This is a genomic window from Pseudoalteromonas sp. HL-AS1 (genome assembly GCF_031198785.1).
Taxonomy (GTDB): domain Bacteria; phylum Pseudomonadota; class Gammaproteobacteria; order Enterobacterales; family Alteromonadaceae; genus Pseudoalteromonas; species Pseudoalteromonas distincta.
Map to the genome: position 1 here is coordinate 254,367 of NZ_CP133570.1, position 18,517 is coordinate 272,883.

The 18,517-nt window shown below is 40.8% G+C and carries 16 protein-coding genes; 11 read left to right on the top strand and 5 right to left on the bottom strand.

Annotated elements, in window-relative coordinates:
• Positions 1 to 39: 39 nt before the first annotated feature.
• Positions 40 to 1,425, bottom strand: coding sequence for a tRNA 5-hydroxyuridine modification protein YegQ (yegQ, locus tag RB214_RS18160; protein ID WP_309169387.1), 1,386 nt, complete (start codon positions 1,423 to 1,425; stop codon positions 40 to 42).
• A gap of 275 nt (positions 1,426 to 1,700) precedes the next feature.
• Between yegQ and ndk the strand changes: the two genes are divergently transcribed.
• The 9 genes from ndk to der all read left to right on the top strand — a co-directional run bounded on the left by ndk (position 1,701) and on the right by der (position 12,169).
• Positions 1,701 to 2,132, top strand: a complete 432-nt coding sequence (ndk, locus tag RB214_RS18165; protein WP_002961288.1) for a nucleoside-diphosphate kinase — start codon at positions 1,701 to 1,703, stop codon at positions 2,130 to 2,132.
• Positions 2,133 to 2,299: 167 nt separating this feature from the next.
• Positions 2,300 to 3,430: a bifunctional tRNA (adenosine(37)-C2)-methyltransferase TrmG/ribosomal RNA large subunit methyltransferase RlmN gene (locus tag RB214_RS18170; protein ID WP_165744160.1), complete on the top strand. Its 1,131-nt coding sequence runs from the start codon at positions 2,300 to 2,302 to the stop codon at positions 3,428 to 3,430.
• Positions 3,431 to 3,556: 126 nt separating this feature from the next.
• Complete coding sequence (gene pilW, locus RB214_RS18175; protein ID WP_309169389.1) at positions 3,557 to 5,395, top strand: type IV pilus biogenesis/stability protein PilW; 1,839 nt, start codon at positions 3,557 to 3,559, stop codon at positions 5,393 to 5,395.
• Positions 5,392 to 6,258 (top strand): RodZ domain-containing protein, encoded by an 867-nt coding sequence (locus tag RB214_RS18180; RefSeq protein ID WP_002961292.1) that lies wholly within the window; start codon positions 5,392 to 5,394, stop codon positions 6,256 to 6,258. Before pilW ends, RB214_RS18180 begins: the two co-directional genes overlap by 4 nt.
• Before the next feature lie 5 nt (positions 6,259 to 6,263).
• Positions 6,264 to 7,382: a flavodoxin-dependent (E)-4-hydroxy-3-methylbut-2-enyl-diphosphate synthase gene (ispG, locus tag RB214_RS18185; RefSeq protein WP_309169390.1), complete on the top strand. Its 1,119-nt coding sequence runs from the start codon at positions 6,264 to 6,266 to the stop codon at positions 7,380 to 7,382.
• 136 nt (positions 7,383 to 7,518) lie between these two features.
• Entirely contained in the window at positions 7,519 to 8,799 is a 1,281-nt protein-coding gene (hisS, locus tag RB214_RS18190) for a histidine--tRNA ligase (protein WP_024591179.1), read from the top strand.
• Positions 8,800 to 8,818: 19 nt separating this feature from the next.
• Entirely contained in the window at positions 8,819 to 9,439 is a 621-nt protein-coding gene (locus RB214_RS18195) for a tetratricopeptide repeat protein (protein ID WP_309169391.1), read from the top strand.
• A 10-nt stretch (positions 9,440 to 9,449) separates the two neighbouring features.
• On the top strand, positions 9,450 to 10,628 hold the full coding sequence (gene bamB / locus RB214_RS18200) for an outer membrane protein assembly factor BamB (protein ID WP_309169392.1): 1,179 nt from the start codon (positions 9,450 to 9,452) through the stop codon (positions 10,626 to 10,628).
• Between the two features lie 74 nt (positions 10,629 to 10,702).
• Positions 10,703 to 12,169, top strand: coding sequence for a ribosome biogenesis GTPase Der (gene der / locus RB214_RS18205; protein ID WP_309169393.1), 1,467 nt, complete (start codon positions 10,703 to 10,705; stop codon positions 12,167 to 12,169).
• A 228-nt stretch (positions 12,170 to 12,397) separates the two neighbouring features.
• Here der and RB214_RS18210 read toward each other — a convergent pair whose 3' ends face one another.
• The 4 genes from RB214_RS18210 to RB214_RS18225 form a co-directional block, all read right to left on the bottom strand.
• A complete protein-coding gene (locus RB214_RS18210) occupies positions 12,398 to 13,156 on the bottom strand; it encodes a hypothetical protein (protein WP_309169394.1) in 759 nt (252 codons plus the stop codon).
• Positions 13,143 to 13,901, bottom strand: coding sequence for a hypothetical protein (locus tag RB214_RS18215; protein WP_309169395.1), 759 nt, complete (start codon positions 13,899 to 13,901; stop codon positions 13,143 to 13,145). The genes RB214_RS18210 and RB214_RS18215 overlap by 14 nt, the downstream gene beginning before the upstream one ends.
• 99 nt (positions 13,902 to 14,000) lie before the next feature.
• Positions 14,001 to 14,504 carry a zf-TFIIB domain-containing protein gene (locus RB214_RS18220; RefSeq protein WP_309169396.1) on the bottom strand — a complete coding sequence of 168 codons (504 nt, stop codon included), beginning with the start codon at positions 14,502 to 14,504 and terminating at the stop codon, positions 14,001 to 14,003.
• Between the two features lie 35 nt (positions 14,505 to 14,539).
• Entirely contained in the window at positions 14,540 to 15,127 is a 588-nt protein-coding gene (locus tag RB214_RS18225) for a DUF4202 domain-containing protein (protein ID WP_309169397.1), read from the bottom strand.
• A 226-nt stretch (positions 15,128 to 15,353) separates the two neighbouring features.
• On the opposite strand from RB214_RS18225, the gene RB214_RS18230 reads away from it, so the two are divergent.
• Positions 15,354 to 17,081, top strand: coding sequence for a DUF885 domain-containing protein (locus tag RB214_RS18230; RefSeq protein WP_309169398.1), 1,728 nt, complete (start codon positions 15,354 to 15,356; stop codon positions 17,079 to 17,081).
• A gap of 119 nt (positions 17,082 to 17,200) precedes the next feature.
• On the top strand, positions 17,201 to 18,508 hold the full coding sequence (locus RB214_RS18235; RefSeq protein ID WP_309169399.1) for a DASH family cryptochrome: 1,308 nt from the start codon (positions 17,201 to 17,203) through the stop codon (positions 18,506 to 18,508).
• Positions 18,509 to 18,517 lie beyond the last annotated feature (9 nt).

The following is an 18,517-nucleotide window of genomic DNA, read 5'->3' on the forward strand; positions in this document are numbered from 1 at the left end:
TAACCCCGAGTTTTTTGAAAAAACTATATTCAGCTGTAGCTAAACAGCTTGTTTAAATGGATTACGAGTATCTTGGTGTTCCTCAAGATTACGCATTAAAATAGCATGCGCTAAGTTAATGCCTTCATTTAGCGGTATTTTTACAATGTGACCAGAGCCTTTAGCATCGCTAATACTTTCGCCCTTTTTGTTTTCCATATATTCAAGCTTAAAAGTAAAGTTACCTTGTGGTGTCATAAGCTCTAAGGAGTGACCTGTACAAAATTTATTTTTAACGTCTATTTCAACTAATCCATTTTCGCAGCGCCCAAGTACTTCACCCACAAATTGCTGTTTAGTTGATACAGAATGACCGTACTCATAGTTTTGATAATCTTGATGGGCATGGCGTTTTAAAAAGCCTTCTGTATAACCACGATGCGCTAGATTTTCGAGAGTTTTAAATAAGTTATTATCAAATGGTTTACCCGCAGCTGCGTCGTCTATTGCTTTGCGATAAACTTGTGCTGTGCGCGCTACATAATAAAATGACTTAGTACGCCCTTCTATTTTTAAACTATGTACACCCATTTCTGTTAACTGCTCTACGTATTGTACTGCGCGTAAATCTTTTGAATTCATAATATACGTGCCGTGTTCATCCTCAAACGCAGGCATATACTCACCAGGGCGACCTTGTTCCTCTAGCATAAATACATCGTTACTTGGCGCGCCTTCACCCAGAGTAGGAATCACCTGTTTGGGGTCAATTTTATGCACCATTTCGCCGGTTTCGTTTTCAACCCCTGGTTTTACATCATAATCCCATCTACATGCATTAGTACACGTGCCTTGATTTGGATCGCGCTTATTTATGTAACCAGAGAGCAAACAACGCCCCGAATACGCCATACAAAGCGCACCATGTACAAACACTTCAAGTTCGGTGTCTGGGCAGAGTGTGCGTATTTCGGTTATTTCTTCGAGCGACAGCTCCCGTGATAAAATAACACGTTCAATCCCCTGTTTTGCCCAAAATTGTACACTTGCGTAATTTACCGCATTCGCCTGTACTGATAAGTGAATAGGCATGGCTGGCCATTTTTCACGAACAAGCATAATCAAACCAGGGTCTGACATAATCAGCGCATCGGGCTGCATCGCAATAACCGGTTCTATATCACGTAAATACGATTTAACTTTGGCATTATGCGGCGCAATATTAGACACCACATAAAACTTTTTATTTTGCGCATGGGCTTCACTAATGCCGACTTGCAGAGTGTCTAGGTCAAACTCATTATTACGCACACGCAAGCTATAACGAGGCTGCCCCGCATAAACCGCATCTGCGCCATAAGCAAACGCGTAGCGCATGTTTTTTAAACTGCCTGCGGGGCATAATAATTCAGGAATAAAAGGGATTGAAGAAATAACGGGTAACATGTGCGCTCCATACATCGAACTGGGTTTAAACCAGTTGCATGAGTTTTACCAATTTGATTGAAAAATTAAGCATTAATCCAGTGAAATTGGTGTTATTGAAAAATACATAAACACAAGCGCAGCAGTATAAATATGGCTAATAATTTAAATTTGATCGAGATCATAAAACAGCAATCAAACTGGTTTTTAATAAAATTAGGATTTTTCACTTAAAACGCGTATAATTCGCGCCCGTTAATATTCACACTTTTACTTAAAATTATTGGAGCATAAAGATGGCTTTAGAGCGTACTTTCTCAATCGTAAAACCTGATGCAGTTGCTAAAAACCACATTGGCGCTATCTACAACCGTTTCGAAACTGCTGGCCTTAAAATCGTTGCAGCTAAAATGGTTCACCTTTCACAAGAGAAAGCTGAAGGTTTCTACGCAGAACATAGCGAACGTCCTTTCTTTGGCGCTTTAGTATCTTTCATGACATCTGGTCCAGTAATGGTTACAGTTCTTGAAGGCGAAAACGCTGTTCTTAAAAACCGTGAAATCATGGGTGCTACTAACCCTGCTGAAGCACTAGCTGGTACTTTACGTGCAGACTACGCTGATAGCATCGACGAAAATGCTGTTCACGGTTCTGACGCTGTTGAATCTGCTGCTCGCGAAATCGCGTACTTCTTCGCTGACGAAGAGCTTTGTTCACGTACTCGTTAATTCGAATTCGTTAACATATTGAAAAGGGCTTTCGGGCCCTTTTTTAGTCATTACGTAAAGTATTAATCAGAAACTCATGATGTTTTACTTAATGATTAAAGTGAGTGAATTGTGTACAATTCGTCCTCGTAAATTTTATCTCCACCGTCACCGATTGAGGTTGTTTCATGACCGAGCAAAAAAAGATTAACTTATTAGATTTAAACCGAGAAGCAATGCGCGAGCTATTTGCATCGTTCGGTGAAAAGCCGTTTCGTAGTGACCAGGTGATGAAATGGATTTATCATTTTGGCGTAGATAACTTCGACGATATGAGCAACGTAAATAAAAAGCTTAAAGAAAAACTTAAAGCTGAATGCGAAATTGTAGCGCCAGAGATCACCGTTCGCCAGCAAGCAAGCGACGGCACTATTAAGTACGCGCTTATTCTTGAAGGCGGCCAAGAAGTAGAAGCCGTTTGGATCCCTGAAAAAGAGCGCGCTACGTTATGTGTATCATCACAAGTGGGTTGTGCGCTTGAATGTACTTTTTGTTCTACTGCTCAACAAGGCTTTAACCGTAACTTAAAAGTATCTGAAATTATTGGCCAAGTTTGGCGTGTAGCTAAAGATATAGGCCTTGATGGTCATAGCGAAAAGCGCCCAGTGACTAATGTTGTAATGATGGGTATGGGCGAGCCTTTACTTAATCTTAAAAACGTAGTGCCAGCAATGGAACTAATGATGGACGATTGGGGCTTTGGTTTATCTAAGCGCCGCGTAACATTAAGTACTTCAGGCGTTGTACCTGCTCTTGATTTACTAAAAGAAAAAATTGACGTAGCACTGGCTATATCACTTCACGCACCAGATAACGCACTGCGTGATATTTTAGTACCTGTTAATAAAAAGTACCCTATTGAAGAGTTTTTAGCGGCGTGTCGTCGTTATATCGACGGTTCAAAGGCTAATAAAGACGTGACTGTTGAATACGTTATGCTTAATGGCATTAACGACAGCACTGACCAAGCGCATGCATTAGTACAAACGTTAAAAGGCACACCGTCTAAGGTAAACCTTATTCCGTTTAACCCGTTCCCGGGTAACGAGTACACACGCTCAAGTAATAGCCGTATCGACCGCTTTTCAAAAGTACTACAAGCTGCAGGTGTAACCTGTATTGTGCGCCGTACTCGCGGCGATGATATTGACGCAGCTTGCGGTCAGTTAGTCGGTGACGTAGTTGACCGTACTAAACGTTTAGCTAAAAAGAAAATCCGCGACGATAACGCGATTGCCGTTAATATCCACCAAGCATAATCTGTAACAGCCTTATATGAATAAACCATATAAGGCTGTTAAGTTGTTTATTTTTAAATAAATGATGCAAGAGTAAAGCTTTTAGGTAAGATAGGCGACATGGACTAAAAATAAAGAGATAAGGTAATGCGATCTATACTTGCTATAACACTATCAACACTTGCCCTAAGTGGCTGTGTGAGTGAAAGTAGTTATAACGGCAGTAATAAACCCGTCGTCGAAAATAAAGTTAATAATACTGGCGCAGCACGAACACGAATTGCTTTAGCCCTACAGTATTTAAAAACGGGTAATAATTCTCAAGCCAAATACAATTTAGAACGTGCAGCAGCATTTGCTCCTGACCTACCTGAAGTACATTACTCTCTTGCTTATTACTACCAACAAGTGGGCGAAAACCCGCTAGCTGATAAAGCCTACCAAAAAGCACTTGAAATCAAGCCAGATGATCCTAACACCCTCAATAACTACGGTGTGTTTTTATGTGGTATTGATGAATACGATCGTGCAACTGATCAATTTTTAAAAGCCATTGAAGTACCAAGTTATATTCGCGTTGCCGAAAGTTACGAAAATTTAGCCCTGTGTGCTATTGAATTTGATGATTTTGAAAATGCAGAAAGCTACTTTCAACAGGCACTTAATCACAGCTCTCAGCGTACATCTACATTAATTAGCTTAGCCGCACTGTATTACGCAAAAAGTGACTTATACAAAGCCAGTGAACTTTTAAAGCGCTATGAAAGTACGGGCCGAGTATCTTCTCGCGCATTAATGCTTAGCTATCTTGTAAAAAACCGAATGGGCAGAATTGAAGAAGCTGAAAAAATTTCCAACACTATTTTGCAAACTTACTCTACCAGCAACGAAGCCTACGCGTTAAAAGAGAAAAGAACACGTTTTAATGAGTTTGAAATACTGCGAGAAAAATACCGTAAAGCGCAGTTAAAAGAACTAAAAAATGATGCAAGCGGCGCGCACGTTAGTTCAAAACCAAAAATAAAAGTTATTAAAAAGAAACGTTCGCCAGAAGACGGTTCAACAAGCTTGGTAACAAACAACGAGCAAAAAACAGATAAAAAGCTCGCAACAGCAAATAACCAAGATGTAAATCCAGTTATAGCAAGAGAAGAGCAAGCTCAAGCATTGCCAAATACGCTCAGTACGCAAGCCGACGAAGAAACCGTAATAGCAAAACAAGTAACGACCCAAAAAGAAGAGGCTCCTAAAGTCGTCGCGCCAAGCAATCCTACCGATACATCGGCTGTTATGCTTGCACTTACTACTAAGCACGACTCTGCAGATTCTATAGTAGCAGCGCCTGAAAAAGCACAGCCCGTTTTAGAACCTCAAAAAGAAGTTATACCGACAAAACAACCGGATAAAGCCGATGACGAGGTAACAATAATCTCGTTTGGCGCACCTAAAACAGGCCAGTTTAATTCGCAGCAAACTAGTAACTACAGTAATTCTGCACCTGCAGTTACAAATCAAAAAAACAGTAGTGACGTGGTATTCTACGAAGCGACTAAAAACACAACCGTTTTTGAAAACAGCAACTATCAAAATAATGCTGATATTGAATTTAAAAGCTACGAAGCAGTGCAGAAAACTGAGCTTCCAATGCTTAATCCTAAAGTACCGCCTTTACGCGTGCCATTTCATGTAATTGCTGTTGGCGAAAACCTATTTAGCATTTCGGTGCGATACAATGTTAAACTACAAAAACTCCTGCAATGGAATGGTTTAAAAGAGTCGGATCGGGTAATGAATGGAAGTAAAATATACCTAAACGATCCTAATATTTATTACGAAATTAAAGCTGGTGATTCCCTTTACGATATAGCTACCCAGCGGCATGTATTAATTGATGAATTAATGCGATGGAATAAATTAAGTCCTGATATAGCATTAAAACCAGGGCACAGACTTTTACTAGTGGATCCAAACTCATACACATTATGAATGAAGAAAATACGCAAACACAGAGCGAACAGCCAACTGTAGGCCAAATACTAAAAAATCATAGAGAGCAAGCAAACGTTAGCATCGCAACTATCGCTGCACCGTTAAAGCTGTCTGAACTTCAAATTAAACGCCTTGAAAATGATGAATTTGCGTTACTAGGCCCTATCACTTTTGTTAAAGGCTATATAAAAAATTATTGCCGTGAATTAAAAGTCGATAGCGCACCTATATTAGCAATGATGCCGGCCCCACCAGAGCCGACCAAGCCCGCTAATATGCAAAGCTTTTCGCGCCGAACAGAAAAAGAAGCAAGCGACAGCCGTTTAATGTTTTTTAGTTATTTAATTTTAGCGATTGTTATTGGCTCATCTGCTTTATGGTTTTGGCAAAACGCCACCCCCATTGAAGAGCAAACCAGTAAAATAAACGTTGCCAACTCAATAATGAGTGAACGACAAGCAGCTCAACCCAGTATTTTACAGCAACAGCAACAAGCTGAAATTAACGACGAATCACTATTAGAATCAAAAGATACGCTTGAAACATCAACAAGCTCAGAAGCCGTTACAGAAACGGCTCCTATTACATCTAACAACGAAAGTCAAGAAGATGCTAGCAGTACAATTGTTATGAACTTTAACGGCGAAAGTTGGGTTGAAATTTACGATGGCGAAGGCGAAAAAATAGCATTCGGCGTTAAAAAAGCAGGCTACATTATGACCGTAAGCGGAACGCCTCCTTTTTCAGTTGTGCTTGGTAAGCATGACGCTGTAGACATTACTTTAAACGGCGAACCTGTAGATGTTTCTGCATTTCCTAAAAACCGTTTAGCCAAATTTACATTACCACTAGCAGAGTAGTCGCTATGTTTTCAGAATCCCCAATTAAACGCAGAAAATCCACCCGTATCAATGTAGGTAATGTCCCTATTGGTGACGGCGCCCCTATTGCTGTGCAATCAATGACCAACACCGACACCATGGATGTTGATGCAACCGTTGCACAAATTCAGGCAATACAAGATGCCGGTGCCGACATAGTGCGTGTATCAGTACCGACTATGGACGCAGCTGAAGCGTTTAAAAGTATTAAAGAACAAGTGACTATTCCGCTAGTAGCCGATATTCACTTTGATTACCGTATAGCCTTAAAAGTGGCAAAGTACGGCGTAGATTGTCTGCGTATAAATCCAGGTAATATAGGTAGCGAAGAGCGTATAAGAGCTGTGGTCGATTCGGCTCGCGAGCATAACATTCCTATTCGTATAGGTGTAAATGGTGGCTCACTTGAGCGCGACTTACAAGAAAAATATGGCGAGCCTACACCTGAAGCCTTATTAGAATCAGCAATGCGCCATGTAGATATATTACGCCGCCTTGATTTTGACCAATTTAAAATATCGGTAAAAGCATCAGACGTATTTTTAGCGGTAGGCGCCTATCGCTTACTCGCTAAAGAAATAGACCAACCACTGCATTTAGGTATTACCGAAGCGGGCGGCATGCGATCTGGCTCGGTTAAATCAGCCGTAGGTTTAGGTATGCTACTTGCCGAAGGTATTGGCGATACACTGCGAGTGTCGCTTGCAGCTGACCCTGTTCAAGAAATTAAAGTAGGTTTTGATATTTTAAAATCGCTGCGCATACGTTCGCGCGGAATTAACTTTATTGCCTGCCCAAGCTGTTCTCGTCAAGAGTTTGATGTAGTAAGCACCATGAACCAGCTAGAAGAGCGCCTTGAAGATATTATTGAACCTGTATCGGTTTCGGTAATTGGCTGTGTTGTAAACGGCCCGGGTGAAGCCCTTGTGAGTGATATTGGCCTTGCCGGTGCAAACCGTCGCTCAGGTTTATACATTAATGGCGAACGCCAAAAAGCACGTATTGACAACAACAATATTGTTGACCAGCTCGAAAGCTACGTGCGCGACTTTATTGCTCAAAAAGAGCAGCAAACACCTATCGATATTAAAATAGTCGAATAAATACCGTATAAAGCGCCAAACAGCGGTGTTTGGCGTTTACCTTTATGACCAGAACGCTATAATAGCGGGTCAATTTTTAGCATTCTTGTTGTGTAAGCATTTTTTATTACACAAAAACAGCATTTAGGATTTATCAGTGGCAAAACAAATTCAGGCAGTTCGCGGTATGAACGATTGTCTGCCGGGCGATACACAAGTTTGGCAGAAAGTAGAAAACATTTTACGCGAGACAGTAGCATCGTTCGGTTATCAAGAAATTCGTTTTCCTATTGTAGAATCAACCGACTTATTTAAACGCTCTATTGGTGAAGTTACCGATATAGTAGAAAAAGAAATGTACACCTTTGCCGATCGCAATGGCGACTTATTAACACTTCGCCCAGAAGGCACCGCAGTATGCGTACGTGCTGGCAACCAAAATGGCTTACTATACAATCAAGAACAACGCCTTTGGTACATGGGTCCAATGTTTCGTCACGAGCGTCCGCAAAAAGGTCGTTACCGTCAGTTTCACCAATTTGGTTTAGAAACATTTGGTATTGCTACAGCAGACATAGACGCAGAAGTTATTTTATTAACAGCGCAATTATGGGAAGCCTTTGGTATTACTGACCACGTTCGTTTAGAGCTAAATTCTTTAGGATCTAACGAAGCGCGTGCAGATTACCGTGATGCGTTAGTAGCCTACCTTGAGCAACACATTGATGTGCTTGATGAAGACTCAAAACGTCGTATGTATTCAAACCCATTACGCGTACTTGATAGCAAAAACCCAGACGTACAAGCAATTTTAACTGATGCGCCTAAACTATCTGAAAACTTAGACGCTGAATCAAAAGAACATTTTGAAAATTTATGTGAACGTTTAGACGCGGCTGGCGTCTCATACACGGTTAATGAAAAGTTAGTACGTGGTTTAGACTACTACAACCGCACTGTATTTGAATGGGTAACCGACAGTTTAGGTGCACAAGGCACTGTATGTGCTGGCGGACGTTACGACGGCTTAGTTGAACAACTTGGCGGCAAAGCAACGCCAGCTGTTGGTTTTGCAATGGGTCTAGAGCGCTTAGTGTTATTACTACAAGCACTTGAGTGTGTAGGTGACATTCGTCGTAATGCTGATGTATATTTAGCAGCAATGGGCGACAAAGCAAGCATTCAAGCTCCTGCAATTGCAGCGCAACTACGCAAAGACGTACCAGGTTTGCGCGTTATGGTACATGCGGGTGGCGGCAACTTTAAAAAACAATTAAAACGTGCTGATAAAAGCGATGCACTTGTTGCAGTGATTATTGGCGAAGATGAATTAGAAAAAGGCGTTGTGACCATCAAGTATTTACGCGAGCGTAAAGAACAAGTCACATTAGAATTAGAACAAGCTAAAGCGCTATTAGCTGAGCTTATTAACGGCTAAGCGAACATTAGAGGTAAGAATGGACATTTATTCAACAGAAGAACAACAAGCAGAAGCCATTAAACGCTTTTTCCGTGAAAACGGTATTTCACTTGCGCTAGGCATACTTGTTGGCCTAGGTGGCTTATATGGTTGGAAAGCATATAACCAAAATCAAATTACGACAGCTGAAAAAGCATCAGATTCATATACAACACTTGTTGAAAGCGATGATGTATTATCTTCAGCTGATGCGTTTATTAGCGAAAATAAAGATACAAACTACGCAACACTTGCAGCATTTGTAGCAGCAAAAGATGCAGTAGAAGCACAAAAGCTAGACGTAGCTGGCGAAAAGCTAAGCTGGATAGTGTCTAATACATCAAATACAGAATTAAAAGCAATTGCGATTACACGTTTAGCGCGTATTCAAATTGCACAAACTAACTATGACGATGCATTAACTACATTAAATGCACCATTACCTGAAGCATTCAACGCAAACGTTGCCGAACTTAAAGGCGACATTTACTCTGAGCAAGGTAATAAAGATCAAGCACGTACTGCATATCAAGCAGCAATAGATGCGGGTGGATTAACAAGTAATCCACTATTACAAATTAAGTTAGATGACCTAGCAGTAACTAGCCCAGCGGCATAAGGTTTTAGGCATGAAAAAATTAACAACAGCAGCCCTTGCCCTATGTATGGCAACATTGATGGGTTGTTCATCAAGTGATGATGAAGAAGAGCTCGTACTTCCTGAAATTGTAAATCAGTTTGAAACTGACGTTGTATGGCAAGAGTCTGTAGGTGATGGCGTAGAGCATTATTTTTCTCGTTTAACACCCGCTGTTTATAAAGATACCGTATATGTTGCTAGCCGCGAAGGCCAAGTAGAAGCGCTTTCGCTTGCTAATGGCGATACCAAGTGGGAAACCGATGTACGCCAAGATTTATCATTTTGGCCATGGGCTGATAACGGTAATGCAAAATTATCAGGTGGTATTTTGCAAGCCTATGGTAAAATTTATATTGGTTCTGAACACGGCTTTATTATTGCCCTTGACCGCGAAACCGGTGAAGAAGTTTGGCGTAAAAATGTACCAGGCGAATCACTGTCTAAACCGACAGCTGGTGATGGCTTAATATTTGTTAATTTAGGCTCAGGTAAACTGTTAGCACTTCACCCAGATACAGGCGAAGAGCGTTGGAATTTTGAACAAGAAGTTCCACCACTAACATTACGCGGACAAAGCTCGCCAACCGTTGCTAACGGTGGTGTATTAGTTGGCCTAGAAACAGGTAAGCTAAGCGTATTAATTTCAGACAGTGGTTACTCAGCATGGAGCGCAGAAATTGCGGTTGCCAAAGGCGCATCAGAATTTGAACGCCTAGTTGACGTAGACACTCAACCACTTATTAGTGGCCCATATGCTTACGCTATTGCGTATAACGGCAACTTAGCTGCTGTTGATATTCGCTCTGGCAATGTTGTATGGAAACGTGAATACAGCAGCTACCGCGACCTTGCGATGGATGCACAAACAATTTATTTAGTAGATAGCGATGGTGTTATTTACGCATTAGATAAAGATTCAGGTATTGAACGTTGGAGCCAACCCGCTCTACGCGGTTGGTACCTAACAGGCCCTGCAGTTGCAGGTAGCCACTTAGCTTTAGGCGACCAAGAAGGTAACCTACATTGGCTAAATAAAGAAACTGGCGAGCTAGTATCTCGTGAAGACTTTGACAGCTCGGGCTTTTTTGTTGAGCCAGTTGTTGCCGACGATAAGCTAATTTTATACACCCGTGATGGTGAAGTTAGTATGGTAAAAATACCAAACTAAGTTACTAATAGTCATATGGTTTTTTTAAGGCTTCGCACTGCGAAGCCTTTTGTTGTTTTTTAAAGAGGTAGTTTATGCTTCCCGTGATCGCTCTAGTTGGGCGACCCAATGTGGGCAAATCCACATTATTTAACCGTTTAACACGTACTCGTGATGCACTCGTAGCCGATTTCCCAGGTTTAACACGAGATAGAAAATATGGCCAAGCTAGTTACGATGGCTATGAATTTATCGTGGTAGACACGGGCGGTATTGATGGCACTGAAGAAGGCATCGAAATCGAAATGGCAGATCAATCTCTGCTAGCCATTGAAGAAGCCGACATTGTTCTGTTTTTAGTAGATGCTCGTGTAGGTATGACCGTCGCTGACCAAGCAATTGCTAATCACTTGCGCAAGCAAGATAAAAAGTGTTTTGTTGTTGCTAACAAAACCGATGGTATTGATGCAGATTCAAACTGTGCTGAATTTTACCAATTATCATTAGGTGAAATACATCATATTGCTGCATCGCATGGCCGTGGTATTACGTTACTGCTTGAGCAAACACTTCAGCCGCTTATTGCTGAATTAGCTGCACAAGACGAAGACGTAACAGGCGATGACGAAGAGCTTGTTAATCTTTACGAAGAAGATGAAGACAGCGATACCGATCACCAAGCATTTGCAGACAAACCTGTAAAGCTTGCAATTATTGGCCGTCCTAACGTTGGTAAGTCAACGCTTACAAACCGCATATTGGGTGAAGAGCGTGTAATTGTATACGATATGCCAGGCACAACACGTGACTCTATCTACATTCCGATGACTCGAAATGAAAAAGAGTATGTGTTAATTGACACAGCCGGTGTTCGTAAACGTAAAAAAGTAAGCGACGTAGTTGAAAAGTTCTCAGTAATTAAAACGCTCCAAGCAATCGAAGATTGTAACGTAGTGTTATTAATTGTTGATGCTCGCGATGGTATTTCAGATCAAGATTTAAGCTTATTAGGCTTTGCGCTTAACTCAGGTCGTTCATTGGTTATTGCCGTGAACAAATGGGATGGCTTAGACGATTACGTTAAAGATCGTATTAAATCAGAGCTCGATCGCCGTTTAGGCTTTATAGACTTTGCACGCTTACACTTTATATCTGCGCTGCATGGTACAGGTGTTGGTCATTTGTTTGAGTCTGTTGACGAAGCGTATGAATCAGCGACTAAGCGTATAAGTACTGCAATGTTACGCCGTATTATGGACATGGCTCAAGCCGATCACCAGCCGCCACTTGTTCGTGGTCGTCGTGTTAAGCTTAAATATGCACATGCCGGTGGTTATAACCCACCACGTATTGTTATTCACGGTAACCAAGTTAAAGATTTACCAGATAGCTATAAACGCTACCTGATGAACTATTACCGTAAAGCGCTTAAAATTATGGGCACACCTATCAAAATCGAATTTAGAGAAGGTGAAAACCCATTTGCTGGCCGTGTTAATAAAGTAACACTGTCGCAAAAGCGTAAAATACGTGCGTTTGCTAAAGAAAACCGTAATAAATAAATTTGTTAGAGTTAATTTACTACAAAAAACGGCGTACTATTTAGTACGCCGTTTTTTATGCTTTATACCAATTAGCTTAATTAAGTGATCTATTTTGAGATTTGAAAAACGTGTTGCTAGCTAGGCAAAAATTTCGCTATTCAATGGTTCAAAATGAGAATTTTTTAACGCAGATAGCGACACATTTAGCTGTGCAAAATGATTACGTATTATTGCAGGTAAGTACGCTTATAATCCTTCATATTCAGCTTCCCTTGGCTTTAAAATATGTTCTTGGCAAGTCATTTTGTTCCAACAATCCGTTTCAGGTACGCCGTAATACCAGGCTCTAAAAATCGGTTGATACTTTTCAATCACCCGTTGTTGCATACGTTTTGAAAAATGAGGTAAGTAAAACGTTTTGATCACCGTAATGTGCCTTTTAATCGTCTTTCCTAAATTAAAGCGCGCTTGGCGATACCTTATGTCTGCTTTTTTATATTCCCTGCTATCAGGTGTAAAGTTTTGCATGTTTTGTTTAGGGCCAGTCGCCCAGCCAGCTACTTTATTCATTTGTTCAGCAAACGGCTTAACGGTAAACGTGATATGAATGGGGTCATCGGCATCGGTGGGCCCAAAACCTCGCGGAAATCCGCGGTGGTGATAATTAGGATGAGTAACCGTAAACTCAATCGATGCATAGGCGTTGGGCTGTAATAAATCCAAACGCTCCCGTGGGAAGGTAATTGGCTCATTAGCATAGGCCGTTTTAAAATATTTATAACCAAAATCAATACCACAACTACTATGACCACACGATTCTGAATAGGCCGACTTTATCAAAAAAGGAAATTCTGGCACAGAGCCATCTTCTGTTTCAATCGTCACAACAATGGGCCCACGATAACCATGAGCCTTATCGAATACCCTAGTGCAACTTGTTGTCAAAAAACACGCCAGTAGCACACAGTAAAATTGCAGTGCAGTTTTACGCTTATAATCCTTCATACTCAGCCTTCCTTGGTTTTAAAATTTGCTTTCTACAGTCAACCATATCCCAACAATCCGTTTCAGGTACGCCGTAATACCAGGCTCTAAAAATCGGTTGATACTTTTCAATCACCCGTTGTTGCATACGTTTTGAAAAATGAGGTAAGTAAAACGTTTTGATCACCGTAATGTGCCTTTTAATCGTCTTTCCTAAATTAAAGCGCGCTTGGCGATACCTTATGTCTGCTTTTTTATATTCCCTGCTATCAGGTGTAAAGTTTTGCATGTTTTGTTTAGGGCCAGTCGCCCAGCCAGCTACTTTACTCATTTGTTCAGCAAACGGCTTAACGGTAAACGTGATATGAATGGGGTCATCGGCATCGGTGGGCGCAAAACCTCGCGGAAATCCGCCTTGGTGATAATTAGGATGAGTAACCGTAAACTCAATCGATGCATAGGCGTTGGGCTGTAATAAATCCAAACGCTCCCGTGGGAAGGTAATTGGCTCATTAGCATAGGCAGCTTTAAAATACTTATAACCAAAATCAATACCACAACTACTATGACCACACGATTCTGAATAGGCCGACTTTATCAAAAAAGGAAATTCTGGCACTGAGCCATCTTCTGTTTCAATCGTCACAACAATGGGTCCACGATAACCATGCGCTTTATCAAATAAAAAATCACAGCCTGATGTCAAAAAACACGCCAGTAGCACACAGTAAAATTGCAGTGCTACTTTACTCTTATAATCCTTCATACTCAGCCTTCCTTGGTTTTAAAATTTGTTCTTGCAAGTCATGCTTTTATTAGCAGCACCTGCATGCTTAAAATTAATGTAGCATTCGAGACTAATTTATTACTCAAAATTAAGTAATGCCAATTGCACCAGCCGTTCAACAGTGGTGCCTTGAACGTTTTTAGGCGCTTTAGGGTAATACTTTGATTTTGGCGGCTTAATAGTTATAAACCCATGATTGGTTGCCATTTCATGTGCTAACAGCTTTCGCTCTCGGGGTGTTAAGTGGTTTTCGTGTATTTTTGCCAGCTCGCCACTATCAAGCCATATTCCTGCACAACCTGGACATTCATCTATTTCGACGGCCTTAACTGGCGAAAAATACCTGCGCATCATCACAATACTTTTGCACTGTGGGCAGTTTATTCGTAGCGATACATCGTATTCACTCTCGATATGATCACTCAAATATTTTAGCAATACCTGACCGTGCTTTAACTCTGGAGAGCTAAACTTAAAAATTTGGCTGTTATCAAAAAATACGCCGCCTTGAGCTGACGTAAAAACAGTAATCCCGCCAACAAGTAAAGGCTCAAGTGGCGTATTAGTTCTAGGGCAATGCATTTAAAATTCCTTTTTTATTTTTATACTTTTATTATTTATTCAAGTGCTTTATGAATAAGCCCAACAAGTGGTGCGGGTAATGTAATATTACCTGCAAGTACAAATTCATGTGCCTCACCTGACATTTTTTGCCAAGTACGACGAATTATACCAATCCACTTTTCTTCATTGTAATCTGGTTTTGCATTGGCAAAACCAAGCATGTAATGCTCAATAAATACAAGGCTTGCTACATCTTCTACTAATTGGCTGTCTGGGTTACGTTTAATATCTTTTTTAGCAACCGCATCGTAAACACGGTTTTGCTCAGCCTCACCGTAACCAGCTTGCTGCATAAGCGTAACAACACTACTTGCATGAAATATATAAAGAGCACTGCGCCACTGATGATAGCCCTGCTTATTCATTTCAAAGTCACTTCGTGGCGACTTCCAACGCTGAATATGCTGTGCACGCACTGCAATTTGCATAAGTTCATTGGCAGCTGGTTTAAAACGAGTTAGCATTTCGCTCATGCGTAAGGCGTATAAACTTTCTTTTGGGAAATTTTCGCCATTGTGTTGTTCGCTATTAGGGTCTTGATTATTCGCTTCATCAATCAGCGCTATTACTTTATTAAACATGACGACCTTTATTATAATTAGTTTTAATCATTCTAAACGCTGATAAAACAATAAACTAGTGCGCCACTCAGTTGTACAGTGAAATTTGTTCAATCAAAAATAAAAACCAATAGTTACAGGTTATAAAATTAAGCGCATTAATAAAGTTAAGTTGGTACTATATTAAAAACAAAAACGATAAATACGCGAAAACTAATAAAAATTAACGCGCAATAAATGGATGACTATGTTTAAAAAAAGTATTTTAGCTATTTGCTTAGCTGTTGCATCACTGCCAAGCATTGCCGATAGTAACAGTGACTTAAAAACGATTATTGATAACCATTGGCAAAACGCAAAAGCCGAAAAAATATTCTTTCGTACCGACCCTGACGGTTGGAAACCCAGTGGCACACTACCAAGTTGGAGCGAGCAAGCCATTGCAAAGCGCCAAGCTTACAATGACAGTGTGTTAAAAAACTTAGCTAGTATTGACCCTAAAACGCTCAATAGCGAGCAGCTAATGAACTACCGCTTATTTAAATACGAGCGAGAAACAGAGCAGCAAAGCTACCTTTTTCAAGATAAGTATTTTCAGGTTAATTTTTTAAGTGGCTGGCATACCTACTTTGCCGAAGCACCGGCTAATATGGCATTTTTAACGCCTGATGATTACAACGCATTTTTAATCAGCCTTGCCGACTACCCGCGCTTTAATCAGCAAAATATTGATTTAATGAAAGAAGGTATAAAAACAGGCTTTACTCATTACTGCAAAACCTTTGAAAATTACAGCCAAAGCATTAGCGCGCATATTGTTAAACAACCTGAAAACAGTGCCCTTTACGAGCCCTTTACACGTATACCAAACACGTTTACAGCAGAGCAAAAAGCCACATACCAAAATAAAGCAAAGGCCTTAATCAGCTCAAAAGTAGTCCCTGCTTATCAGCATTTTTACGACTTTTTTGAAAACGATTACATGCCTAACTGTAGAGCCCAGCCGGGTATTGCAAGCATTAAAGGCGGGCTTGAGTATTACAAATATGCAGTTAATTATTACACCACAACCAATGCCACACCAAAGCAAATACATGAGCTTGGCTTAAAAGAAGTGGCGCGTATAAAAACGCAAATGCAAAACATTATTGATGAAGTAGGTTTTGATGGCACATACAGCGATTTTTTAGAATTTTTAGCGACCGATGAGCAATTTTACGCAACAGACGCACAAGACCTGCTAGAAAAAACCGCTTTTATAACGCAAAAAATGTATGGCAAGTTACCAACCTACTTTAATCATTTACCGCGTAATACCTTTACTATTAAAGGCTCAGCGAGTCGCGGCGCGTTTTATATGCCACCTGCTGATAACCGATCCCCCGGCACTTATTTTTTAGCCTCAACACCTAAATTGCAACCTTTGTATAATTTAGAAGCACTTAGCTTACATGAGGCAATACCAGGGCATCATTTACAAAACGCTATTGCTATGGAGTTAAATGTACCCGAATTTAGACGCACACTTAGCCACTCAGCATTTGGCGAAGGTTGGGCACTATACACAGAGCGCTTAGGTAAAGAAGCCGGCTTTTATCAAAGCCCGTACAGCGACTTTGGTCGTTTAGGCTACGAAATGTGGCGTGCAGTAAGACTTGTTGTTGATACCGGTATTCATGCCTTTGGTTGGAGCCGCCAAAAGGCTATTGACTACTTGGCAGATCACACTGCTTTGCCACAAAGTGCGGTGGAGGATCAAATAGATCGTTATATTTCATGGCCAGGCCAAGCGCTTTCGTACAAAATGGGCGAAATAAAAATACGCGAACTGCGCGCAAAAGCTGAAAAAGAACTCGGGGCTAAGTTTGATATTCGCAGCTTTCACGACACCGTAATCGGCCAAGGCTCGCTGCCTATGGAAGTATTAGAAGACGTAATAAACGATTGGATAGCAAAACAAAAATCGGCTATTTAACATTCAAGGAGGCGGTATTATTTGCCGCCTCTTTTTAAAACCCTCTTAAACACCTCAAAACTAATCCCTACCCGCTTTTGCTTCGTAAAGTTAATGATTACAAAAACCTGAGCAAACCTATGAGCAAACGCATTTTATATTGGCTACAAAACGATTTACGAATAGACGACAACCCTATTTTAAGCGAACTTGCTACTGAGCAATGCGCGCTTGATATTGTATTTGTTATAAACCCGCATTGGTTTAAAAATAATAACTATCAACAAAAGCCATATGGCGTGCACAAACAGCAGTTTTTAATGCAAAGCTTGTACGAACTACAACAAGCACTTATTGAGCGCGGGCAAACCCTGCATGTGCTTGAAGGCGAACCTGTATCGCTTTTGAAAGCGCGTATTAATGAGCAAAATATAGATGAAGTTGTATACAGCGAGCAATTTGGCCTGTACGAGCAACGCCAAATAAACTTACTCAAAGCACATTGCCCTAATGTACAGATTACAGGGGACCAGCAAGACACGCTCTTTAAGCAAAGTGACCTACCCTTTGATTTAAGCGAATTACCTAAACACTTTACCCCGTTTCGTAAAAAGGTAGAGGCCGCCACTAGCCCCATTTCACTTTCAACATTACCAAACGGTTTGCTCCCTCAGCCAATAACCTTGTGCGCTAAAAAACCTTTAGAGCGTATAGCAAATAATGGCGTAATGCATGGCGGGTTTAAAAGTGCGCAAACACACTTAGAGCAATACTTTTCAGGCTTGCTGCCAAGTACTTATAAAATAACTCGAAACGAGCTTGATGGCTTTAATAACACCACAAAATTTAGTACCTGGCTTGCTTTTGGCTGTGTAAGTGCGCGGCAAGTTTATAAAGCAGTTGAGGCGTACGAACAAAGCTATATAACAAACGAGTCTACCTACTGGATTAAATTTGAATTGCTATGGCGAGAATATTTTAAATGGCATGCACTTAAGGCAGGTAAAAGCCTGTTTAGCTTTAAAGGCCAAAAGCAAACCAGACCACTCACTACATTTATGCCAAGCCGATTTGCTGCATGGTGTAATGGCGCAACACCCTACCCATTAGTCAATGCCATTATGAATGAGCTTAACGCTACGGGTTATATATCAAATAGAGCAAGGCAAATTGCAGCCAGTTGTTTAGTTAACGAACTTGGCCTTGATTGGCGCTATGGCGCAGCTTATTTTGAACAGCAACTGGTTGATTACGATGTAGCCGCTAATTGGGGTAATTGGCAATATATAGCAGGTGTAGGCGTAGATCCGCGTGGTGGTAGGCACTTTAATATTGAAAAACAAACGTTACAGTTTGACCCGCACGCTGTTTACACTAATAAATGGCAGGGTAATAAAAATGCAAGTACACAACTCGATAACTTAAATGAAGTTGATTGGCCAATTTAAGCCGCCAAT

Excerpts from the sequence above, each read along its gene's own strand:
- yegQ (WP_309169387.1), bottom strand. The coding sequence starts at position 1,425 with ATGTTACCCGTTATTTCTTCAATCCCTTTTATTCCTGAATTATTATGC.
- ndk (WP_002961288.1), top strand. The coding sequence starts at position 1,701 with ATGGCTTTAGAGCGTACTTTCTCAATCGTAAAACCTGATGCAGTTGCT.
- RB214_RS18170 (WP_165744160.1), top strand. The coding sequence starts at position 2,300 with ATGACCGAGCAAAAAAAGATTAACTTATTAGATTTAAACCGAGAAGCA.
- pilW (WP_309169389.1), top strand. The coding sequence starts at position 3,557 with ATGCGATCTATACTTGCTATAACACTATCAACACTTGCCCTAAGTGGC.
- RB214_RS18180 (WP_002961292.1), top strand. The coding sequence starts at position 5,392 with ATGAATGAAGAAAATACGCAAACACAGAGCGAACAGCCAACTGTAGGC.
- ispG (WP_309169390.1), top strand. The coding sequence starts at position 6,264 with ATGTTTTCAGAATCCCCAATTAAACGCAGAAAATCCACCCGTATCAAT.
- RB214_RS18195 (WP_309169391.1), top strand. The coding sequence starts at position 8,819 with ATGGACATTTATTCAACAGAAGAACAACAAGCAGAAGCCATTAAACGC.
- bamB (WP_309169392.1), top strand. The coding sequence starts at position 9,450 with ATGAAAAAATTAACAACAGCAGCCCTTGCCCTATGTATGGCAACATTG.
- der (WP_309169393.1), top strand. The coding sequence starts at position 10,703 with ATGCTTCCCGTGATCGCTCTAGTTGGGCGACCCAATGTGGGCAAATCC.
- RB214_RS18210 (WP_309169394.1), bottom strand. The coding sequence starts at position 13,156 with ATGAAGGATTATAAGCGTAAAACTGCACTGCAATTTTACTGTGTGCTA.
- RB214_RS18215 (WP_309169395.1), bottom strand. The coding sequence starts at position 13,901 with ATGAAGGATTATAAGAGTAAAGTAGCACTGCAATTTTACTGTGTGCTA.
- RB214_RS18220 (WP_309169396.1), bottom strand. The coding sequence starts at position 14,504 with ATGCATTGCCCTAGAACTAATACGCCACTTGAGCCTTTACTTGTTGGC.
- RB214_RS18225 (WP_309169397.1), bottom strand. The coding sequence starts at position 15,127 with ATGTTTAATAAAGTAATAGCGCTGATTGATGAAGCGAATAATCAAGAC.
- RB214_RS18230 (WP_309169398.1), top strand. The coding sequence starts at position 15,354 with ATGTTTAAAAAAAGTATTTTAGCTATTTGCTTAGCTGTTGCATCACTG.
- RB214_RS18235 (WP_309169399.1), top strand. The coding sequence starts at position 17,201 with ATGAGCAAACGCATTTTATATTGGCTACAAAACGATTTACGAATAGAC.